This is a genomic window from Rhodococcus olei (assembly GCF_039540555.1).
Lineage (GTDB): Bacteria > Actinomycetota > Actinomycetes > Mycobacteriales > Mycobacteriaceae > Rhodococcus_G > Rhodococcus_G olei.
Genome location: NZ_BAABFB010000017.1, coordinates 22,151 through 41,194, shown reverse-complemented (window position 1 = coordinate 41,194; position 19,044 = coordinate 22,151). Strand labels below are relative to the sequence as shown.

The window sequence follows — 19,044 nt, the reverse complement described above, 5'->3', positions numbered from 1 at the left end:
GATCAGGAGGGGTGAACCAACATTCACCCCTTAGGGAGTGAACACCCGTTCACCCCTCCCGTGCAACTCGGACAATCCGAGCGGTCGCCGTTCGCTCAGGTCAGGCCGCCTTCTCCCCCGCCTGCCTCGCGAACTCGCCGGCCGATGCCCATGCCTCGCGTTCGGCCGCGAACGCGGCGGACTGGGAGGTCCGGAACGCCGCGATCGACTCGGCGTTCGCGGCGAGGAACGCCTCGTGCTCGGCGAGCGCGAAGCTGCCCTCGCTGATCCGCACCCCACCGGGGCCGCCGGCCGCGACGTCCGCCCGCAGCTCGAGCAGCTCGTCCGGCTCGACCGGGTACCAGGAGATCCGGTCGAAGAACCGCAGCAGCCACGGCGTGCCCTCCTCGAACGCGGCCGACGCACCCGGGAAACGGTGGTTCCACACCTGCGTGGTGCGGCCGACGAACTGGTATCCACCCGGCCCCTCCATCCCGTAGATGCACAGGTAGGCGCCGCCGATCCCGACCGCGTTCTCGGGGGTCCAGGTGCGGGCCGGGTTGTACTTGGTGGTGACCAGCCGGTGCCGCGGGTCCAGCGGGGTCGCGACCGGCGCGCCCAGGTACACGTCCCCGAGGCCGAGCACCAGGTACTCGGCGTCGAAGACCGTGTCGAACACGTCGGCGACGGAGTCGAGTCCGTTCATCCTGCGGATGAACTCGATGTTCCACGGGCACCAGGGCGCGTCGGCGCGCACGCCGCGCATGTACCGCTCGATCGCCTCCCGCGTCGCCGGGTCGTCCCACGACAGCGGCATCCGCACCTCCCGGCTCGGCACCACCAGCCGCGACGAATCGGGGATCGCGTCCTCGAGCTCGCCGAGCAGCCCCATCAGCGAGCGCACCGGAAGCACGTCGGGGTCGACGCGGACCTGCAGCGACCGGATTCCCGGCGTCAGGTCGAGCAATCCGGCCGGGCGCTGCGCCGCGAGCTGCTCGTGGAGGGCGTGGACCCGGGCGCGCAGGGCCAGGTCGAGGGTCGGATCGCCGTACTCGACGAGCACGTTGTCGTCGCCGGACCGCCGGTACGTGACGCTGGTCGCGCCGTCCCGCCGGGCGATCACGCCGTCGTCACCGTCACCGCCGGAGGAGAAGACCGCGGGCAGGTGCGCCCGCCGGCTCACCCCGAGTGCACGTGCCGAGGCCGCGCGGTCGGCGCGGACCGGCACGAACCGCACCGCGTCCCCCGGTGCCAGCTGACCGAGTTTCCAGCGCTCGGCCGCGACGACGGTCACCGGGCACACGAAGCCGCCCAGACTGGGTCCGTCGGGGCCGAGCAGGATCGGGGTGTCGCCGGTGAAGTCCAGTGCCCCAACGGAGTAGGCGTTGTCGTGGATGTTGGACGGGTGCAGCCCGGCCTCGCCGCCGTCCGGGCGCGCCCAGTCCGGCTGCGGACCGACGAGGCGGACTCCGGTGCGGTCGGAGTTGAAGTGCACCTCGTAGTCGGTGGCGTACAGGGTGTCGATGTCGGCGCGGGTGAAGAACTCCGGCGCCCCGTGCGGCCCCTCGGTGACCGCGATCTCCCACCGGCCGGCGATGACCGGTCGATGTTCGCTCGGAACCGGCTGCGCCATAACGTGATTCGGGTTCACACCACCCACGGTGAGCTCATCGCCCGCCCGCAGCACCCGACCCTCGTGGCCGCCGAACTTCCCGAGCGTGAACGTCGCGCCGCTGCCCATGTACTCCGGGACGGAGATGCCGCCCTGGACGAGCAGGTAGAACCGCAGCCCGGGACCGGAGGCGGCACCGATGTCGAGCACCCCGCCCGCGGGCACCGTGACGGGCTGCCACATCGGTACCGCACGACCGTCCACCCGCACCGGCACCGGCGCACCGGCGACGCACACGACGGCGGTCCCGGAGAACCGCACCGCCGGCCCGGACATCGCGAACTCCAGCCCCGCCGCACCCTCGGGGTTCCCCACCGCGACGTTGCCGAGCCGGAACGACAGGTCGTCCATCGGACCCGAGGGCGGCACCCCGATCTGCCAGTACCCGACCCGGCCCGGCCAGTCCTGGACGGTGGCGAGCATGCCCGGACGTTCGACGGTGATGACGGTGCTCATCGCTGCTCCTCGGCGGGTCGGGTGACGATCATCCGGACCTCGGTCGGGTCGAAGCCGTTGCAGGGGTTGTTGATCTGCGGGCAGTTCGACACGAGGACCAGCACGTCCACGTCGGCGCGGAGCGCGAGGCGCTTGCCGGGCGCGGACAGCCCGTCGACGATGCCGAGGGTGCCGTCCGCGTCGACGGGCACGTTCATGAAGAAGTTGATGTTGGAGACCAGGTCCCGCTTGCCGAGGCCCCACTTCGCGCCCTCGATCAGGAAGTTCTCGACGCAGGCGTGCTGATGCTTCGTGTGGTGGCCGTAGCGCAGGGTGTTCGACTCCTGCGAGCAGGCGCCGCCGACGGTGTCGTGGTTGCCGACCTCGTCGCCGACGATCGTCATCAGCGCGAACCCCTCGTTTCCGCGCAGCACCGAGCCGGTGGTGAGGAACAGAGATCGCTGCGCCGCGACGGTCGCCGCCGCGTCGTACCGGACGGACGAGTCGGCGGCGGAGTAGATCAGGGTGTCGACGGCCTGGTTGCCGTGCAGGTCGACGATCGTGAGCACGCCTCCGGCGCGGACGACCGCGGACCACGGTCCACGGGCGCCGACGATCTCGTCGAGGACGACGGTGCCGGGTACGAGGGCGAGCGACTCGGGGCTGGTCACGGCGGCGGTCATCGGGCGTCCTTTCCGAACCGCGATGCGGCCCAGGCGTCTTCGGTGTTCAGTACGGCGCGCAGGTATTCGGGGTCGTCGTTCGGCAGGTCCTCGAGGTCCTCCGGCGCCTGCCAGGCGAGCACCTCGAGCGCGGTGGTCGGGTAGTCCGCGGCGACGTCGAGCGGGTGGGCGGTGTTGGCGATCAGCACGATCAGCGGCAGGTGCAGCAGCAGTTCCACGACGGTGTCGGCTCCCGCGTTGCCGGTCGGGGTGAGGGCGCCGTCCGGTTCGACGCGCACACCGTGGAAGAACGACAGCGAGGGCGACAGGTCACGGACGGTGAGATCGTGCTTGGCGCCGGCGAGCACGAACAGCTCCCGCCCCGCCGGTGTGGCGGAGTGGGCAGTGCCGTCGCCGTACCTGGCGGTGTTGCCGGCGAGAGTGGTGACGCCGCAGAAGGTGTCGTGCGCACCGGAGGTGTCGGCGACGACGGTCGCGAGGACGCGACCCTGATCCGACAGCAGCGGGTGTCCGACGCCGAGGTACGCCTGCCACGGCACCTTGACGGTGTCGGCCACGTTGAGTCGCTCGTGCGGGGCGTCGGCCCGGTACAGCAGGACGTGGGCACAGGCGCGCCCGTCGATGTCCCGCAACCGGATCCGGGTGCCGCGGGCGAGGACCTTGCCGGTGTAGCGACCACCCGGCACGGTCTCCGCCCAGGTGAGCCGGCCCGCGTCGACTCCGGCGGGCGGGGTCGGCCACGCGGATGCGGGCAGTACCGGCATCGAGTCCGTGCTCGCGCCGGCCTGGGATCGGGCGTGCGCGCGGGCGGCGGTGGTGTTCGCGGTGCTGGTGGTGGACACTGCTCAGGCTCCAATCGTCACGGGGACCGGGACGGCCTTGCCGCGCGGGTAGCAGAGCGCTCCGAGGAGCACCACCGCGGCGACGGTCAGCGGACCGGCCCACTGCAGGACGGGGTACTCCCCCGTCGGGTTGAAGATCTCGGCGCGCGGCCAGGAGAGGTTGATCACCATGAGCGATCCGTAGGCCACGGCGGCAATGTTGACGGGCAGCGCCCACCGGCCGAGGGAGAACAGCGGCCTGCCCTCGGCGTCGACCTGCGGGCCGCCGTTCGGCCAGCCCGTCAGCCGCCGGACCAGCAAGGGGAGGGTGACCAGCAGGTACGCCAGGTAGATCAGGATGATGCAGACACTCGACAGGGTCGCGAAGATCGCCGAGTTGCCGACGTTCACGGCCAGTACCGCGATGCACAGGACACCGATGAGCACGGACGGGGCGATCGGGGTCCCGGTGCGCGGGCTGACCCTCGAGAGCACGTGCGACGCGGGCAGCCGGCCGTCGCGGGCCATCGAGAACATCAGCCGCGACGCCGCGGTCTGGATCGCCAGGGTGCACACGGTGACCGCGATCGCCACGTCGACCAACAGCAGGGTGCCCCACGGCGACGACAGGATCGAGTTCAGCACGTACGGCAGGCCCTCGGTGGCCAGTCGGCCGTCGGTCAGACTGGGCGCCGCCATCAGTGCCCCGACGATCATCAGCCCACCGCCGAGCGCGGACACCGACAGCGCGAGCCGGATGGTGCGGGGCGCGACGCGGCGGGGATTGCGGGTCTCCTCGGCCAGCTCACCGGCCGACCCGAAGCCGACCATCACGTAGGCGGCCATCAGCCCGGAGACGATCCACGCCCAGATGTAGCCGGGCTGGGCGCCGGCCTCGCCGGTGTCGAACACCACCTGCGGGCCGCGCTGGGCGTGGGTGAAGAACATGCCGATCACCGCGATGACGCCGACGATCTCACAGGTGACGCCGATGTTGTTGATCCGCGACATCCAGTTCACGCCGATGCAGTTGACGGTCGTGGTCAGCACCAGCAGCACCGACCCGAGGAGCACCGCGTTCGCGGCGCCCGACGGCGAGGTGAGCGACGGATCGTCGCCGATGACCTGGAAGCCGCTCCAGACGTTCGGCAGCACCACCTGCAGCGCGATGGCCGCCGCGGAGGCGGTGACGATCTGGGCGAGGATCATGAACCAGCCGGCGAACCAGCCGATCACCTCGCCCGCCATCCGGCGTGACCACTGGTAGATCGCACCCGAGATCGGGTAGCGCGCCGCGAGTTCCGCGAAGCACAGCGCGACCATGAACTGGCCGACGAACACCACGGGCCAGGTCCAGAAGAAGGCCGGTCCGGCGAATCCGAAACCGAGCCCGAACAACTGGAAGATGGTCGTCAGAATCGACACGAACGAGAATCCGGCGGCGAAGGAGGCGAACTTGCCGAGGGAGCGATGCAGCTGTTGCTCGTACCCGAACTCGGCGAGGTCACCGTCGTCGCCGGTCTTTGATGCCACGGTCGTCATGGGCTCTCCTGCGAGGCGCGCGGTCGGGGGTTTCTGTCGGTTGACAGTTTTCGTGGCGACCGTGTTCTCACGGTGTCTCCCGCGTTTCGCCGTGTAGCGGTTGCGTTGCCGCTCGATGACGCGCGTTACGGCCCGATTTCCGGCTGCTCACACAACCGGTTTCGGGTCGACAGCTGTCAGGATGGGCCGCATGAATTCACCGCTGGTGGTCCGCGATCCGGCCATGCGACCGGTCGGCGAACTGCTGCACGGACCCGTCCCGACCTGCACCCCCGAGACCTCGATCGCCGACGCGGCCCGTTTGATGACCGAGGCGCGTCGACGGTGTGCGGTGATTCGCCTGCCCGGAGGAGTGCTCGGCATCCTCACGGAGGGCGATCTGCGTCGGAGAGTGGTTGCGGCAGCGCTGAACCCGCAGGGTCCGGTGTCCACCGTGATGAGTGCGCCCGCCCGCACCGTCGCGGCCGAAGTCCTCGGTGCGGACGCCCTGCTGGAGATGCTCACGCACGGCGTCCGTCGCCTACCCGTCGTCTCCGACACCGGCGAACCGCTCGGGGTGGTCGAGGACGCGGATCTGCTGGCCAACGCGACGCGCGCCGGCTTCCTGATTCGCGGCGACATCGCGCGGGCCGAGGACGCCGGCGCTCTCGTCACTGCGACCGCCCGGATCCCCCGACTGGTGACCGAGTTGACGCGGGCCCGCGTCGCGGCCACCGATGTGAGCGCGATCCTCTCCGTCGTCGTCGACACCGCCGTCGTCCGCGCGGTCGAGATCACCGACACCGAGACGTCCCCCCGCACCGCCTGGCTCGGCCTCGGCAGCGTCGCGCGCCGCGAGGCGATGCCGAGCTCGGACGTGGACAGTGCGACGTCATGGACCGCCACGGTCGCCACCGAGGACGCGCGAGCGCGCGCGGCGCGGGTCCACGACCTCCTCGGCCGCTGTGGCCTGCGCGCCGACGAGAAGGGTGCGGTGGCATCGCGCCCACGGTTCGCACGGCCACGCGAGGCCTGGCACGAGGCGATCGACGGCTGGCTCGCCGACCCCTGGTCCGACCAGGCGCTGGTGATGCTGTCGATGCTCGTCGACAGCCGCGTGATCCACGGCGACCCGGACCTCGACCTGGCAGCGCACACCGCCGCGGCCCTGCGGTCGAGACCCGAGGTGCTCGGACTGCTGCTGCGCGAAGCCGTCGAGGAGAAGGCTGTGCTCGGGTCGCGGCGGTGGAATCTGACCCGCCGCACCGAGCCGGTGGACGTCAAGACGCAGGGCCTGGCGCCGATCGTGAACATCGCCCGGTGGGCGGGCACCGCCGCGGGACTGGATGCCGAGACCACCCCGGCGCGACTGCGGGCGGGGGTGTCGGCCGGCGTGCTGCCGGCGGACGACGGCCGGATTCTCGCGGAGACTTTCGATGTGCTCACCCAGATCCGACTGCGCCATCAGTGCGATCTGATCGAGCTGGGTGAGCCGCCGACGGACGTGGTCGACCCCGACGCGCTGAGCCCCCTGCAACGCAGCCTCCTCGCCGGCGCGGTCCGCGAGATCGCCGGGGTACAGCGCAAACTCGCGTACTCCGGACCGCCGGCATGATCGCGGCGTCCACCGCGTGGCCGGACCTGTTCACCGAACTTCCGCCCGCGACCGCCCACGCCGTCGACCAGACCGTCGCCGCCGAGATCCTGGAAGGGTGGCGGCCGGACCGCACGGACGCCGCGGACCTGGTCGCGCTGGCCAGGGGCGACCTCGTTCACGATCGCTACCTCGAGCACCGCCGGGAGCACGCCTCCACGGCGGCGGTGACCACCCGCCGCCGCCGCTTCGCGCTACCGCAGCCCTACCTGGTGACCGGGACATCGGTGCTGCGCAACAACTTCGGGATCCGGGACGCCGCCCAGCTCCGGGACGTGGAGTTCGCGGCAACCGCGTCGCGACTACTTCAGGCACACCTGCGGGGCACTCCCCCGGTCCGCCGGATCGACGCCGACCACATCCACGACCTGCACCGGCACGTCTTCGGCGACGTGTTCGGGTGGGCCGGCCAGGCCCGGATCGTGGACCTGTCGAAGAACGGTGACGGTTTCGCGCCGGTCGCGACGATCGGCCGGTACCTGCGCGAGGTGGAGATCGCGATCGCGACGGTCGACTGGCCGCGCGCCGATCGCGGCTCTCTCGCGTACGCGCTGGCCGCGGTCTACGTGACCTACAACCACGCGCACCCCTTCCGGGAGGGCAACGGCCGCACCGGAACCCTGCTGCTGCATCAACTGTGCGCCGCGACGGGGTTCCGGCTCGACCTGTCCGGTGTCGACCCGGCGGAGTGGGTTGGCGCGTCGCGGGATTCGGCGCCGTTCCGGCGCACCGGCGCGCCGAGCCCCCGGCCGATGATCCCGCTGCTGCGGCGGGCCCTGGTGTCGACACCGACCGTCAGCGGAACACCGCATCGGTGATGTGTGTGCGGAACGCGGGACGGGCGGAAACACGGTCATCGCACCTCCGAAGTCGGTTACACGGCGTCCCGGCTCGGCCCTGGCAGGATGGAAGCGTGACCACTGCCGGCCCCGGACGCCCCCGCCTGAGCAAGCAACGCCGGCCGGGCGGAACCGCGGCTGCCGAAATCCTCGACGCCGCGGCGGAACTGTTCACCACCAAGGGTTTCGCGTCCACGTCGACTCGTCAGATCGCCGATGCCGTCGGTGTGCGGCAGGCGTCCCTCTACCACCACTTCGCCACCAAGGACGACATCCTCGTGGCGCTGCTCGAAGGCACCGTGTCGGAGGCACTGACACTGGCGAACCGACTGGTCGACCGTCCCGAACCGGCAGCGGTCCGGCTGTACGCGCTCCTGCTGTTCGATGCCGGGCAACTGCTGTCGGGCCGGTGGAATCTCGGTGCCCTGTACCTCCTTCCGGAACTGCGCACCGAACGCTTCACCCGATTCCGGGAGGAGAGGCGGAAGCTACGGACCCGGTACGCCCACCTGTCCCGCCTCGTCCGCACCGATCTCGCACCTCACGAATCCGGCACTGCTGCGCGCGACGACGACGACGTCGCGCGGTGTGGCCTGCCGTTCCGCATCGTCGAGACGGTGATCAACGAACGCAGCGACGCGGAAAGCACCGGCGACGCGAGCGACATCGTCACCGCGACGACCATCGCGACGGCCGGCCTGCTGGTGCTCGGCTGGGCCGGTGTCGACGACCTCCACCCGCAGGCCGAGGCGCTGCTCGAGCAGTGCCGGGAGCAGTGAACGATGCCGGCCGACTGTGTGTTCTGCGACATCGTCGCCGGGCGGGTCGACGCGCACATCGTGCACGAGGACTCGGACACGGTCGGGTTTCTCGACCGTCGGCCCCTGATCAAGGGCCATGTACTGCTCGTGCCGCGAACCCACGTCCACGTGCTGGCCGACCTGCCCGCAGACCTCGTGTCCCCGGTCTTCACCGTCGCACAGCGCCTCTCCGCGGCGATGGTCGCCGGCCTGGATGCACAGGGGTCGTTCGTCGCGATGAACAACGTGGTCTCGCAGTCGGTCGCCCACCTGCACGTCCACGTCGTACCCCGCACCAGGGGCGACGGCCTGCGCGGCTTCTTCTGGCCGAGAACCACATACACCGACTACGCCGAGGCGGCCGACTACGCGGCACGCATCAGGTCGGCCCTCGGCTGATCACCGCCACTACGACCCGCACACCTCCAACATCCTGACGCTCAGTTCGTCGAGGCGACAGATCCGGTGGCCCCACCCACCGCCGTAGGCGCGGACTGTGGGACGGGAGGTCGACCGCGGCGACGTCACGGACCGGGCGCCCCGAAAAGCCGAACCTTCGTCACGGCAGCGGTTTGATGACGCGACACGGGTTCCCGGCGGCGAAGACGTGGGCCGGCACATCCTTCGTCACCACGCTGCCTGCACCGATCACGGTGTTGTCGCCGACGGTCACACCCGGGCACACCGTGACCCCGCCACCCATCCAGACATTGCTTCCGAGGGTGATCGGCGCCGCCGTTTCCCATCGCCGGCGGCGCGCCTCGTGATCGGCCATCGGGTGAAGAGCGATGAGCAGCTGTGCCCTCGGCCCGATCGACACGTCGTCACCGATGGTGATGGGCGCGCAGTCCATCAAGATCGCGTCGTAGTTGAGGAAGCTGTTCGCGCCGATATGGATGTACTGACCGTAGTCGCACTGGAACCGGGGCATGATCCACGATCCCGGGCCCAGTGACCCCAGGAGCTTGTCCAGTAGGTCCCGGCGCAGGGCGTCGTCATCGGCGAGGGTTGCGTTGAATCGATCGAGGAGACGTTGGCACGCCTTGCGATCGGCAACCAGTCCTCGTCGTTGTCGCGGTACAGGTCCCCACGCAGCATGCGTTCTCGCTGTTCGCTCACGAAGCACGACCCTACGGGGCTTCTCCTGTCCCGAAGGTCCCTGCGCCCGGTTCGCAAGCGCGGGAGGGCACTTCCCGTACCGACCGACAGCGCGCCGGCCGCCCAACTGCCGAAGATGTGGATGGCGAATGATGCTCGACAGCGTCGGCGGATCCGCGTAGATTCGTACACATGTTCGATTCGAGGGATTCGACTCAGGCACCGGGGGCGGCGGCTTCCGGTGTCTTGTCGGGTGTCCCGGAGTCGGAGTGGTCGACGGTGTTGCGGGAACAGCACGCGGCGATCTCCCGGGCGCAGTTCCTGGAAGTGGACGCGATCGCGACCGTGTATCTGGCACGGTGCGCGGAGGACGAGCGGCGCGGCTGCAACGAGGCCTTTCAGGGCGAGTTCACGAGCGCGGAGGTCGGGTTCGTCTATCGGTGGCGGAGGTCGCTGCCCAGCGGGTGATCGGTCTGGGCCTGGACCTCCGCTGGCGATTGCACGCGACGTCGACCGAGTTCGCGACGGGCGAGATCGATCAGATTCGCGCGCAGGCGATTTCGGATGTCCTCGCGAACGTGTCCGAGGACAGGGTCGCAACGATCGAGAATCTACTCCTCGACGGCTCGATGCATCTGAACACCTCGCGACTGCGCGCGAAGGCACGTCGGCTCATCGCCCGGCACGATCCCGAGGGCGCGAAGCGACGCCGCGAACGCGCCGACGACGACCGCGACGTTCGCTTCCGCGCCAACGACGACGGGACCTGCGCGATCGAGGGCACCCTGCCGGGACCGGGCGGGCAGGTCGTGGCGATGCGGCTGCGCCGCATGTGCTTCGAAGTGTGCGGTCGCGATCCCCGCACGTTCGCGCAGCGCCGCGCCGACGCCCTGATCGCCCTCGCCGCCGGAGCCGGGCACCTGGAATGCCGGTGCGGTCGACGCGACTGCCCGGCGACCGGACCGCGGCCCGACCCCGCGGCCACCGCAATGAACAGCACCGACAGAGGCGGTGCGCCCGGGCCGGACACCGGCGACACCGCGAGCGGCACAGCGGAACCGAACCCCGACACCGGGTCGGACCCGCCGCCGACCACGGCGACAATGGACGAGGAACGCCGTAGCCCCGCGCCCGCGATCGTGCCCAGCACTGACAGCAACGGCGCAACGAATGCTGCCGGAAAGGCTGCACCGAACCCTGTTGCCGAGCCAGGCCCCTCGCAGACCACGGCGACGACAGCCGCGGAACCCGGCGGCCCCGCGCCCGCACTCGCCACGCTGCCGCCCGCGACGATCCACGTCAGGGTGAACGTGACCACCCTCCTCGGACTCGACGACCTACCCGGCTACCTCGCCGGCCACGGCTGGATAGATGCCGACCTCGCCCGCGAGATCGCGGGCGACGGAACCTGGCGGAAGGTCCTCACCCTCACCGAAGCCGACCGTGAAGCGGTGCTCGACGCCCTCTGTGGTCACACCGGACCCGGAGTTGCGCCGCCACGTCGGCGGTCGACGCGACCCACGAGCGCGGCCTCGAGAACAGCGGTGCCCGAACCCGAACCCGATCCCGCCCGGGCCTGGCTCGCCGGCCGTCGCGTCGACGTGCTCCCACACGGCGCCATCGTCGGGATCGGCCGAGCGCTCCGGGCCGCAGGCATCACACCGGCCGCGATCCACGAACGCAGCAGAGCCCACCGCGAACAACTCACCTACCGGCCCTCCACGCGGCTGGCCGAGATCGTCCGCGCCCGTGACGGCATCTGCCGGTTCCCCGGCTGCAGCGCCCGCGCCATCACCTGCGACATCGACCACACCATCCCGTTCGACCACGCCCAGCCCGAACGGGGTGGCCTGACCGTCGAGCAGAACCTCGCGTGCCCTGTGCCGCAAACACCACCGCCTGAAGACACGAGGCCTCTGGAAGGTCCGCCAGTTCGGCGGCGGCAGGCTCGAATGGACCACCCCCACCGGGGAACTCGTCGTCACCGAACCCGCAGGCGCATTCAGCGACACCTGCCGGGCAGCGGAGGAGGCGCTCGCTGCCACACACGGCCTGACCCTCACCGACCCTCTGACCCTGGCGCGACTTTTCGACCCCCACCGGGGCCGCGGCATCGAAGCAGACCCGCGGTACGTCGTCGACGTCCACACCCCGCCGATCGCGGTGATCGACTCCTCGACGCCGATCACCGTCGTGGACGGGAACGATTCCTCCTGGCCACCGGATATCGGCGACCGCGGCAGGCAGGACGAACCGGCACCCTTCTGATCGCACGCCTAAGTGGAACGATATCGGTCGACGGGCCCTCCGTTCCTGAGCTGCATTTCGCTGCCACATGCTTGGTCCCGAGCGGCGGCCGCCAGCGACGATCAGGAGCGACCGGAGACCCTCGGACCACGCAGCGTGTGCCGGACCCAACCACGGTCTATGCGTACGAGGCCGCCCGGGTCGAGCCCCGATCCTCGGGGTCTTGACCGTCGCTCAGCGCCTCCGGAGTCTCCGGGTTCTCGCTGCGCCCGCGGTAGGTGCGGTCGAGGGCGAACATGAACACTCCGGCGACGACGAGGACGCCAGCGAAGAGGTAGTAGAGCTTCTCCGGCGTCCACCCACCGTCGAGCAGATACCCGGTGAGGATCGGGGCGACGATCGAGACCAGCCGGCCGACGCCGATCATCAGCCCCACGCCGGTGCCGCGGACCGCGGCCGGGTAGACCGACGGGCTGATCGCGTAGTAGCCGGCGACGCCGCCGTTCGCCGCCATGCCGACCAGTACGCACAGCGCCATGCCGAGGGCGACCATCTGGAATCCGGTTGCGTACGCGGCGAACACGACCGCGCCACCGAACATGAGCATCGTGTTGACGATCCGCGGCCGCACCACCATGGTCAACGCGGCGAACACCAGGGCACCGATCACGCCCCCGACGTTGATGAGCACACCGGCCACGGTGCCGGTACCCGCGTTGCCGGTGACGTCGGTGAGCAGTTTCGGGGTCCAGGTGTTCGCGAAGTAGAACGCCGCCATCAGGCAGGAGTAGCCCAGCCACAGCATCACGGTGCGCCGACCCATGATGCCGGTGAACAGGCCGCCGCGAACACTGCGCACCTGCGCGGCGGCCACCGGCTGCGGAAGGTGCTCCGACGTCTCGTAGCCGAGCCTGGTCGCGATCGCGTTGTACTTCCCGAGTGCGTTCCTCGGCCGCTTCTCGATCAGGAACTCGGTGGACTCGGGCAGCGATCGGACGACGACGAGCAGCAGGATCGCGGTGACGACCGTGCCGAACACGAACGCGGAACGCCACCCGAACTGGGCGATCAGCACACCGGAGATCGCGCCGCCGAGGGCGACACCGGCGGGGAGCCCGGCACCGTAGATGCCGAGCGCGAGGCCCCGCCTCCTGTCGCTGCTGTTCTCCGAGACGAGGATGTTCAGGCCCGCGACGAGACCGCCGATGCCGAGTCCGGCGAACGCGCGGAAGGCGATCAGCTGTTCGGGGCCGGGCGCGATCGCCGACAATCCCATGCCGATGGTGACGAGCACCAGGCACGCGATCGTCATCGTGCGCCTGCCGAACCGGTCGCCGAGGGGAGAGAGGCCGAACGCCCCAACCGCCATACCGATCAGTCCGGCACTGAGCAGGTACCCGATCTGGACGGAGTCGAGACCCCAGTCCTTGCTCAGGTGCGGCGCGACGAACGCCATGATCAGGATCTCGAATCCGTCGACCATGCACAGCAGGAAGCAGATCACGATGGTGGTGATCTGATAGCGGCGCATCGGTTGGGTGCGAATCGCTTCGCGGATGTCCATGGTGGGCCTTTCGCAGGAGGTGAGGATCCCCCAGCGCGTCGGCGAGACCGTCGACGACCGGTCGCGGGCATGTTCACGCGAACGTCGGGTCGACTCGGTTGGAGTGCAGACTCGGGGGATTGAACGCGAGGGGCGGCGGGGCTCCGGAACACTCGCGGCGGAGCCAAGAGTGACAGCGCTCACGGCCGATGTCAATTGTCGATTCGTGTGAGCGACGCCCACCCACGGGGACTTAGAGTGAGCTGTGGCCACTCCGGAGACGAACGCCCTGTCGACGCGTGCCGCGGGCACCCAGACCCTCGCTCGCGGCCTGAGCGCGCTCGAGTTGGTCGCGTATTCCCCTGGGGGACTGACGATTCAGGACGTCGCGGAACGGCTCGGCGTGCACCGCAGCATCGCCACCCGCCTGTTGTCGACCATTGCGGACCATCGGCTGATCAACCGCGGACCCGACGGGCGATACCGCGCAGCCGGCGGCCTCGCCGCGCTCGCCAGGGAGGTCTACTCGGGACTGCGGGAGCAGGCGACTCCCGCGATGCAGGACCTGGCGAACCGCCTCGGCGCGAGCGTCGCCCTGTTCGTCGCCGAGGCGGAGGACGCCGTCGCGGTCACCGTCACCGAACCGGCCAACTCCACCGTCCGGGTGTCGTTCCGGCAGGGTGGGCGGCACCCCCTCGGCCGGGGCGCGGCGGGGTACGCGCTGCTCGCGGCCCTGCCACCACGCCCCGACGAGGATCCACGAGTGACCGAGGGCCGCCGGACCGGCTACGTGGTGAGCTTCGGCGAGGTCGAGGCGGGTTACTGGGGCCTGGGAGTCCCGTTGACCCGCCCGGCGAACGAACCCGCCGCCTGCCTGACGTTGATCAGCGCCTCGAAGGACCTGATCGACGACTCCGTCGAGGCCACCCTCGCGGCCGCCGCGGAACTGAGCCGATACGCGATGTGACCTGCTGGTTCACCTGAATTCCCCACCCCGACACGAGACCCGCCCGGCGCCACGCCGAGGCGGGTCTCGCCGTTTCGCGCTGCGCCGAACCTTGACACCCCCGATGCGACCGTGCTCACATAGTGGACATCAGCGTGCAACTAACGATTGTTAGTGTGCAAATAACGAACATACTTGGGATTGTCGGTGTCACGGGGCGACGTCGACACCCCGCGAAAGCACAAAGGGCAGGGAGCGATGAACACCACCGAAGACAGTGACGTCGTCATCGTCGGCGCAGGACCGGTCGGTCTGATGCTCGCGAACATCCTCGGCATGTACGGCCGCTCGGTCACCGTGCTCGAAGCCCTCGACGACCTGATCGACTACCCGCGCGGGGTCGGCCTCGACGACGAGTCCTTCCGCACGATCCAGACCGTCGGCCTCGTCGACGCCGTCCGACCACACACCAACCCGCAGCACGTCATGCGGTTGGTCAACGGCGCCGGGAAGGTCATCCTGGTCAACAATCCGCAGACCGACGAGTTCGGCTGGGAGCGCAAGCACGGTTTCATCCAGCCCGAGGTGGACCGCGCGCTGTACCAGGGCCTGAGCCGCTGGGACACCGTGCGGGTGCTGTTCGGCCACCGCGTCGAGGAGGTCGTCGAGGACGCCACGTCGGTCACCGCCATGGCCCGGGTGGCCGGCGCCGACGGCGAGGTGTCCGAGCGCCGCTTCCGCGCGCAGTACCTCGTCGGCTGCGAGGGCGGCAAGTCCCCGACCCGCAAACGCCTGGGTGTCAAGTTCGAGGGCGAATCCCCCTCCACCCGTTGGCTTGTCGTCGACGTGAACAACGACCCGCTCGGCACGCCCAACGTCTTCCTCGGAGCCGACCCGAAGCGCCCGTACGTCTCGATCGGACTCCCCCACGCGGTGCGCCGCTGGGAATTCATGCTGCACGACGACGAGTCGGAGGATCAGGTCACCGACCCCGCCTTCGTCAATTCTCTACTCGCCGAGCATGTTCCGGACCCGTCGACGCTCGAGTACATCCGGCGCCGCGTGTTCACCCACCACGGCCGCGTCGCGTCCCACTTCCGCGAGGGCCGTCAGCTCATCGCGGGCGACGCCGCGCACCTGATGCCGGTCTGGATGGGACAAGGCTGGAATTCCGGCATGCGCGACGCGACCAACCTCGGCTGGAAACTCGCCACGGTGCTGTCCGGTCAGGCCGACGACGCCCTGCTCGACACCTTCACCGACGAACGCAAGGAGCACGCGAAGGCGATGGTCGACCTGTCCCTCACCTTCGGCAGGTTCATCAAGATCACCAACCCGGTCGCGGCCGCCGCCCGCGACGCAGCATCGACCGCGTTGAATCTCTTCCCGCAGGTGAAGAGCTACTTCGCCGACATGCGGTTCAAACCGATGCCGCGCTACACCCGCGGTGTCCTCGCCGATCCGACCACCCGGACCGCGGGACGCGCCGCAGCCACCCTGACCAGCCGCCTCATCCCGGTCCGGACGGCCAACAACAAGGTCTCCCCCGTCGGCGTCCAGTTCCCGCAGCCGCGGGTCACCACCACCGATCGGTCGGACATCCTGCTCGACGACGCGATCGGCAACTGGTGGTCGGTCATCGTCTGGGGCAACGACCCGACCAGGATGCTGCCGACGAAGTCCCTGGACACCCTGGCCACGCTCGGCGCCCGGCTCGTCGCCGTGGTACCCGAAACCCAGCGCGACTGGGCCCAGCAGTACATGGATGCCGGCGTTCTGGTGCTCGGCGACCACACCGGACGGCTGAAGAAGTGGTTCGACGACCGGCCGACGCCGATCGTGTTCCTGCGTCCCGACCGCTTCGTGGCGGGCGCCTGCCTCGCCCAGGACGCCCCCGCCACCCTCGACGCCATCCTCGAGGCCATGCATTTCGTCGGCAGTCCAGCGGAAACCGCTGTGCCCCAGGGTGACCGCACCCCCGCCGCCCAGTCCGCCTGATCTCGAAGGAGCACACCATGACGAGCACCGTCGCCGTCCCCGACTACACCACCGACGCGTTCTTCGGCCTGGAGGACAAGTGGCTCCCCACCGCCGACGGCGAACTGACCCACTACCACGAACTCGGCGAGGGCACCCCGATCCTGTTCCTGCACGGCTCCGGCACCGGCGTCACCGCCGCCGCCAACTGGTGGCTGAATCTGCCCCGGCTGAGCGAGCAGGGCCGGTGCATCGCGATCGACTCCATCGGCTACGGCCAGACCGTCGTCCCCGACGGCACCGAATACGGCATCAGGGAATGGGTCCGGCACGCGGTGCGGGTGCTCGACGCTCTCGGCATCGACAAGACCTGGATCGTCGGGAACTCCCTGGGCGGCTGGCTGGCCTTCCAGTTCGCGATCGACTTCCCCGAACGTCTCCTCGGCATCGTGTCGATGGGAACCGGCGGCGCGAAGCTGACCGGCGCCCTCGCCGGGCACTCCAACCCGACGCTGACCGAGGAGGGGATCCGCACGACCCTCGAACTGTTCGTCGTCGACAAGACCCTGGTCACCGACGAACTCGTCTCCCTGCGCTACGCCTCCGCGCTCAACGACACCGCTTCGGACCGCCTCGCCGAGGTCGTCGCCGCCCGTGACCGGGATCGCCACGCACTGCCGCTCGACTTCGACGTGCTCGCCCGCCTCGACATTCCGGTCCTGCTCGTCCACGGAGTGCAGGATGTGGTCATCCCCGTCTCCCGCACCTGGGACCTGCTCACCGTGATCCCGAACGCCGACGCGCACATCTTCAGCCAGTGCGGACACTGGTCGCAGGTCGAGCGGTCCGACGAGTTCAACGCCGTGATCGCGGACTACCTCTCCCGCCACGGCGTCACCGGGAAGTAGGGGGCAAGCCATGACACAGGCACTGCTGTGCATGTCCCACAGCCCGCTGCTCGACCACGCCGATCCCCCGGACGAGGTGAAGGCGGCGGTCGAGGCGTCCTTCGAGCACGCCCGCACCTTCGTCCACGACTTCGCCCCGGACCTGGTGGTCAACTTCGGCCCGGACCACTTCAACGGCTTCTTCTACGACCTGATGCCGCCGTTCTGCCTCGGCTACCGGGCACACGGCACCGGCGACTACGACTCGTACGCCGGCGACCTCGACGTCCCGGCGAGCCGCGCGGAGGACCTGGCGCAGTTCGTCATCGACCGCGGCATCGACCTCGCGATCTCCCGCCGCATGGAGGTCGACCACGGCGCCGTCCAACCGATGGAAATCCTCTACGACGGCGACGCGGCGGCGAAGCCGGTGCTGCCGGTGTTCGTCAATTCCGTGGCGCGGCCCTTCGTTCCGATGTCCCGGGTGCGCGCCTTCGGCCGGGCTGTCGGCGAGTACTTCCGCGCCGTGGACGAGCGGGTGCTGTTCATCGGGTCCGGCGGCCTCTCGCACGACCCCCCGGTCCCCCAGTTCGCGACCGCCACCGACGCGCAGCGCGAGTTCCTCACCGCCGGGCGCCATCCCACCGCAGAGGCCCGCGCGGCTCGGCAGGCGGGCACCATCGAGACCGCCCGAAAGTTTGCCGCGGGTGAGGCCGACATCATGGACCTGAACCCCGACTGGGACCGGGAGTTCCTCGCGGTCTGCCGCTCCGGCCGGGTGGAAGGTTTCGACCGGTACACCGCCGACGAGATGGACGCCGTCGCCGGGCACTCGTCCCACGAGGTGCGCACCTGGGTCGCCGCCTACTCCGCCCTGCGCGCCTGCGGCGCCTACGAGGTCACCTACGAGTTCTACCGTCCCATCAGGGAATACATCGCCGGCTTCGCCGTCACCACCGCAATTCTGAACGGCGGCTGACCGGGGCGTCCCGGTTGCCGGGGCCCCGCGCCCCACACTGCCGGCGTGACCGCGATGCGGTCACGCCGGCAGTGTGGGTTCGACGCGGTCCGGCATCCGTACCCGCACGCCGACTCCCACCCGTTCCCCGGTCAGGGCTGGTCCACCGGACGTGCCCCCGTCGGCCTCGCCGGTGTTCCCTGCGTCGGCGCCACGGCCTGTGCGCCGCGGCGCCCCGGCCACGCATGAACTGTGATCCTCCACTCGGTGCGATGTCGGCAACAATTCCGAGCCGCCCGCCGCCCGGCATGGCAGACTGGTCGACCGAACACGCCAGCCCACGACCGGAAGGGAACGCCCGATGCACAGCAGCTCGCACCAGCAGCGCACTCCGCAGCCGGCCCTCCGGTATCGGGCAGGCGAGAGTCCCGACACCGGGATCCGTTTGGCCTGACGCCCCCTCGGGGCGTGCGCGCCCCGGGACCGCGGTCACCGCTGAGGTGGCCGGTCGCCCACGGGCCGATCACGTCGCGAGAACCCCCGCCCCACCGAGCGGACGAGGTTGTCGACCGCCGGTCCCACCTGCGCCGCCACCCCGCCGCGAATCGACCGCGGGTCCGCCCCTGCCGACTCGCACCGAAAGGACACCCCCGATGACCCTCACCCTCGCCGACCTGTTGCCGCTCAGCGACAACCCCGCCGACTGGGACACCGCGGCCTGCCGCGGCGACGAGCACCCCGACCGCTGGTTTCCGGACCCGTCCGAGAGCTTCGAGTACGCCGCCGGCGTCTGTGGGCGCTGCCCGATGATGTCCGAGTGCGCGGCGTTCGCCGCCGAGACCGCGCAGAGCGGTGTGTGGGGTGGCCACGAGTACCGGCGCGGCAAGGCGATCCGCTGACGGGCGGTCACACCCGACCGGTCCCTCGGCCCGCACTCGGCCGCCGCGCGCATCACCGCCGCGGCGGCCACCGACTCGGACGCGG

Annotated in this window: 16 protein-coding genes and 2 pseudogenes; 11 read left to right on the top strand and 7 right to left on the bottom strand. The window is 70.2% G+C overall.

Annotated features, from left to right (window positions below):
- Positions 1 to 100: 100 nt before the first annotated feature.
- From ABD951_RS02525 to ABD951_RS02510, 4 genes are read right to left on the bottom strand one after another with little or no spacing between them, the layout of a single operon-like run.
- Positions 101 to 2,107, bottom strand: a complete 2,007-nt coding sequence (locus ABD951_RS02525) for a 5-oxoprolinase/urea amidolyase family protein (RefSeq protein ID WP_345341789.1) — start codon at positions 2,105 to 2,107, stop codon at positions 101 to 103.
- Positions 2,104 to 2,769, bottom strand: coding sequence for an urea amidolyase associated protein UAAP2 (locus ABD951_RS02520; RefSeq protein ID WP_345341787.1), 666 nt, complete (start codon positions 2,767 to 2,769; stop codon positions 2,104 to 2,106). Before ABD951_RS02520 ends, ABD951_RS02525 begins: the two co-directional genes overlap by 4 nt.
- Entirely contained in the window at positions 2,766 to 3,611 is an 846-nt protein-coding gene (locus tag ABD951_RS02515; RefSeq protein ID WP_345341785.1) for an urea amidolyase associated protein UAAP1, read from the bottom strand. Before ABD951_RS02515 ends, ABD951_RS02520 begins: the two co-directional genes overlap by 4 nt.
- A 3-nt stretch (positions 3,612 to 3,614) precedes the next feature.
- Complete coding sequence (locus ABD951_RS02510; RefSeq protein ID WP_345341783.1) at positions 3,615 to 5,132, bottom strand: amino acid permease; 1,518 nt, start codon at positions 5,130 to 5,132, stop codon at positions 3,615 to 3,617.
- Between the two features lie 190 nt (positions 5,133 to 5,322).
- Here ABD951_RS02510 and ABD951_RS02505 point away from each other — a divergent pair, with 190 nt between their 5' ends.
- From ABD951_RS02505 to ABD951_RS02490, 4 genes are all read left to right on the top strand, one after another.
- Positions 5,323 to 6,726: a putative nucleotidyltransferase substrate binding domain-containing protein gene (locus tag ABD951_RS02505; RefSeq protein WP_345341781.1), complete on the top strand. Its 1,404-nt coding sequence runs from the start codon at positions 5,323 to 5,325 to the stop codon at positions 6,724 to 6,726.
- Positions 6,723 to 7,583 carry a Fic family protein gene (locus ABD951_RS02500; protein WP_345341779.1) on the top strand — a complete coding sequence of 287 codons (861 nt, stop codon included), beginning with the start codon at positions 6,723 to 6,725 and terminating at the stop codon, positions 7,581 to 7,583. Before ABD951_RS02505 ends, ABD951_RS02500 begins: the two co-directional genes overlap by 4 nt.
- Before the next feature lie 95 nt (positions 7,584 to 7,678).
- Positions 7,679 to 8,383, top strand: a complete 705-nt coding sequence (locus ABD951_RS02495; RefSeq protein WP_345341777.1) for a TetR/AcrR family transcriptional regulator — start codon at positions 7,679 to 7,681, stop codon at positions 8,381 to 8,383.
- Positions 8,384 to 8,386: 3 nt separating this feature from the next.
- The gene (locus ABD951_RS02490; protein WP_345341775.1) at positions 8,387 to 8,803 is read left to right on the top strand and encodes an HIT family protein; all 417 of its coding nucleotides are present in this window, start codon (positions 8,387 to 8,389) and stop codon (positions 8,801 to 8,803) included.
- A gap of 160 nt (positions 8,804 to 8,963) precedes the next feature.
- Here ABD951_RS02490 and ABD951_RS02485 read toward each other — a convergent pair.
- A pseudogene (locus ABD951_RS02485) lies at positions 8,964 to 9,502 on the bottom strand (sugar O-acetyltransferase).
- A 192-nt stretch (positions 9,503 to 9,694) separates the two neighbouring features.
- On the opposite strand from ABD951_RS02485, the gene ABD951_RS02480 reads away from it, so the two are divergent.
- Together ABD951_RS02480 and ABD951_RS28610 are read left to right on the top strand one after the other, a co-directional pair.
- Positions 9,695 to 9,970: a hypothetical protein gene (locus ABD951_RS02480; RefSeq protein WP_345341773.1), complete on the top strand. Its 276-nt coding sequence runs from the start codon at positions 9,695 to 9,697 to the stop codon at positions 9,968 to 9,970.
- A pseudogene (locus ABD951_RS28610) lies at positions 9,862 to 10,407 on the top strand (DUF222 domain-containing protein); the annotation flags it as partial. The gene ABD951_RS02480 and the pseudogene ABD951_RS28610, both read left to right, overlap by 109 nt.
- 432 nt (positions 10,408 to 10,839) lie before the next feature.
- On the opposite strand, the gene ABD951_RS02475 reads toward ABD951_RS28610, so the two are convergent.
- A complete protein-coding gene (locus ABD951_RS02475) occupies positions 10,840 to 10,977 on the bottom strand; it encodes a hypothetical protein (protein ID WP_345342024.1) in 138 nt (45 codons plus the stop codon).
- A 950-nt stretch (positions 10,978 to 11,927) separates the two neighbouring features.
- Positions 11,928 to 13,313 carry an MFS transporter gene (locus tag ABD951_RS02465; protein ID WP_345341771.1) on the bottom strand — a complete coding sequence of 462 codons (1,386 nt, stop codon included), beginning with the start codon at positions 13,311 to 13,313 and terminating at the stop codon, positions 11,928 to 11,930.
- Between the two features lie 244 nt (positions 13,314 to 13,557).
- Here ABD951_RS02465 and ABD951_RS02460 point away from each other — a divergent pair, with 244 nt between their 5' ends.
- From ABD951_RS02460 to ABD951_RS02440, 5 genes are all read left to right on the top strand, one after another.
- Positions 13,558 to 14,259 (top strand): helix-turn-helix domain-containing protein, encoded by a 702-nt coding sequence (locus ABD951_RS02460; RefSeq protein WP_345341769.1) that lies wholly within the window; start codon positions 13,558 to 13,560, stop codon positions 14,257 to 14,259.
- Positions 14,260 to 14,496: 237 nt separating this feature from the next.
- Positions 14,497 to 16,236 (top strand): bifunctional 3-(3-hydroxy-phenyl)propionate/3-hydroxycinnamic acid hydroxylase MhpA, encoded by a 1,740-nt coding sequence (gene mhpA, locus ABD951_RS02455; RefSeq protein ID WP_345341767.1) that lies wholly within the window; start codon positions 14,497 to 14,499, stop codon positions 16,234 to 16,236.
- A gap of 17 nt (positions 16,237 to 16,253) precedes the next feature.
- Entirely contained in the window at positions 16,254 to 17,123 is an 870-nt protein-coding gene (locus ABD951_RS02450) for an alpha/beta fold hydrolase (RefSeq protein ID WP_345341765.1), read from the top strand.
- 10 nt (positions 17,124 to 17,133) lie between these two features.
- Entirely contained in the window at positions 17,134 to 18,081 is a 948-nt protein-coding gene (locus ABD951_RS02445) for a 3-carboxyethylcatechol 2,3-dioxygenase (RefSeq protein ID WP_345341763.1), read from the top strand.
- A 632-nt stretch (positions 18,082 to 18,713) separates the two neighbouring features.
- A complete protein-coding gene (locus ABD951_RS02440; protein ID WP_345341761.1) occupies positions 18,714 to 18,959 on the top strand; it encodes a WhiB family transcriptional regulator in 246 nt (81 codons plus the stop codon).
- The last annotated feature ends 85 nt before the right edge of the window (positions 18,960 to 19,044 follow it).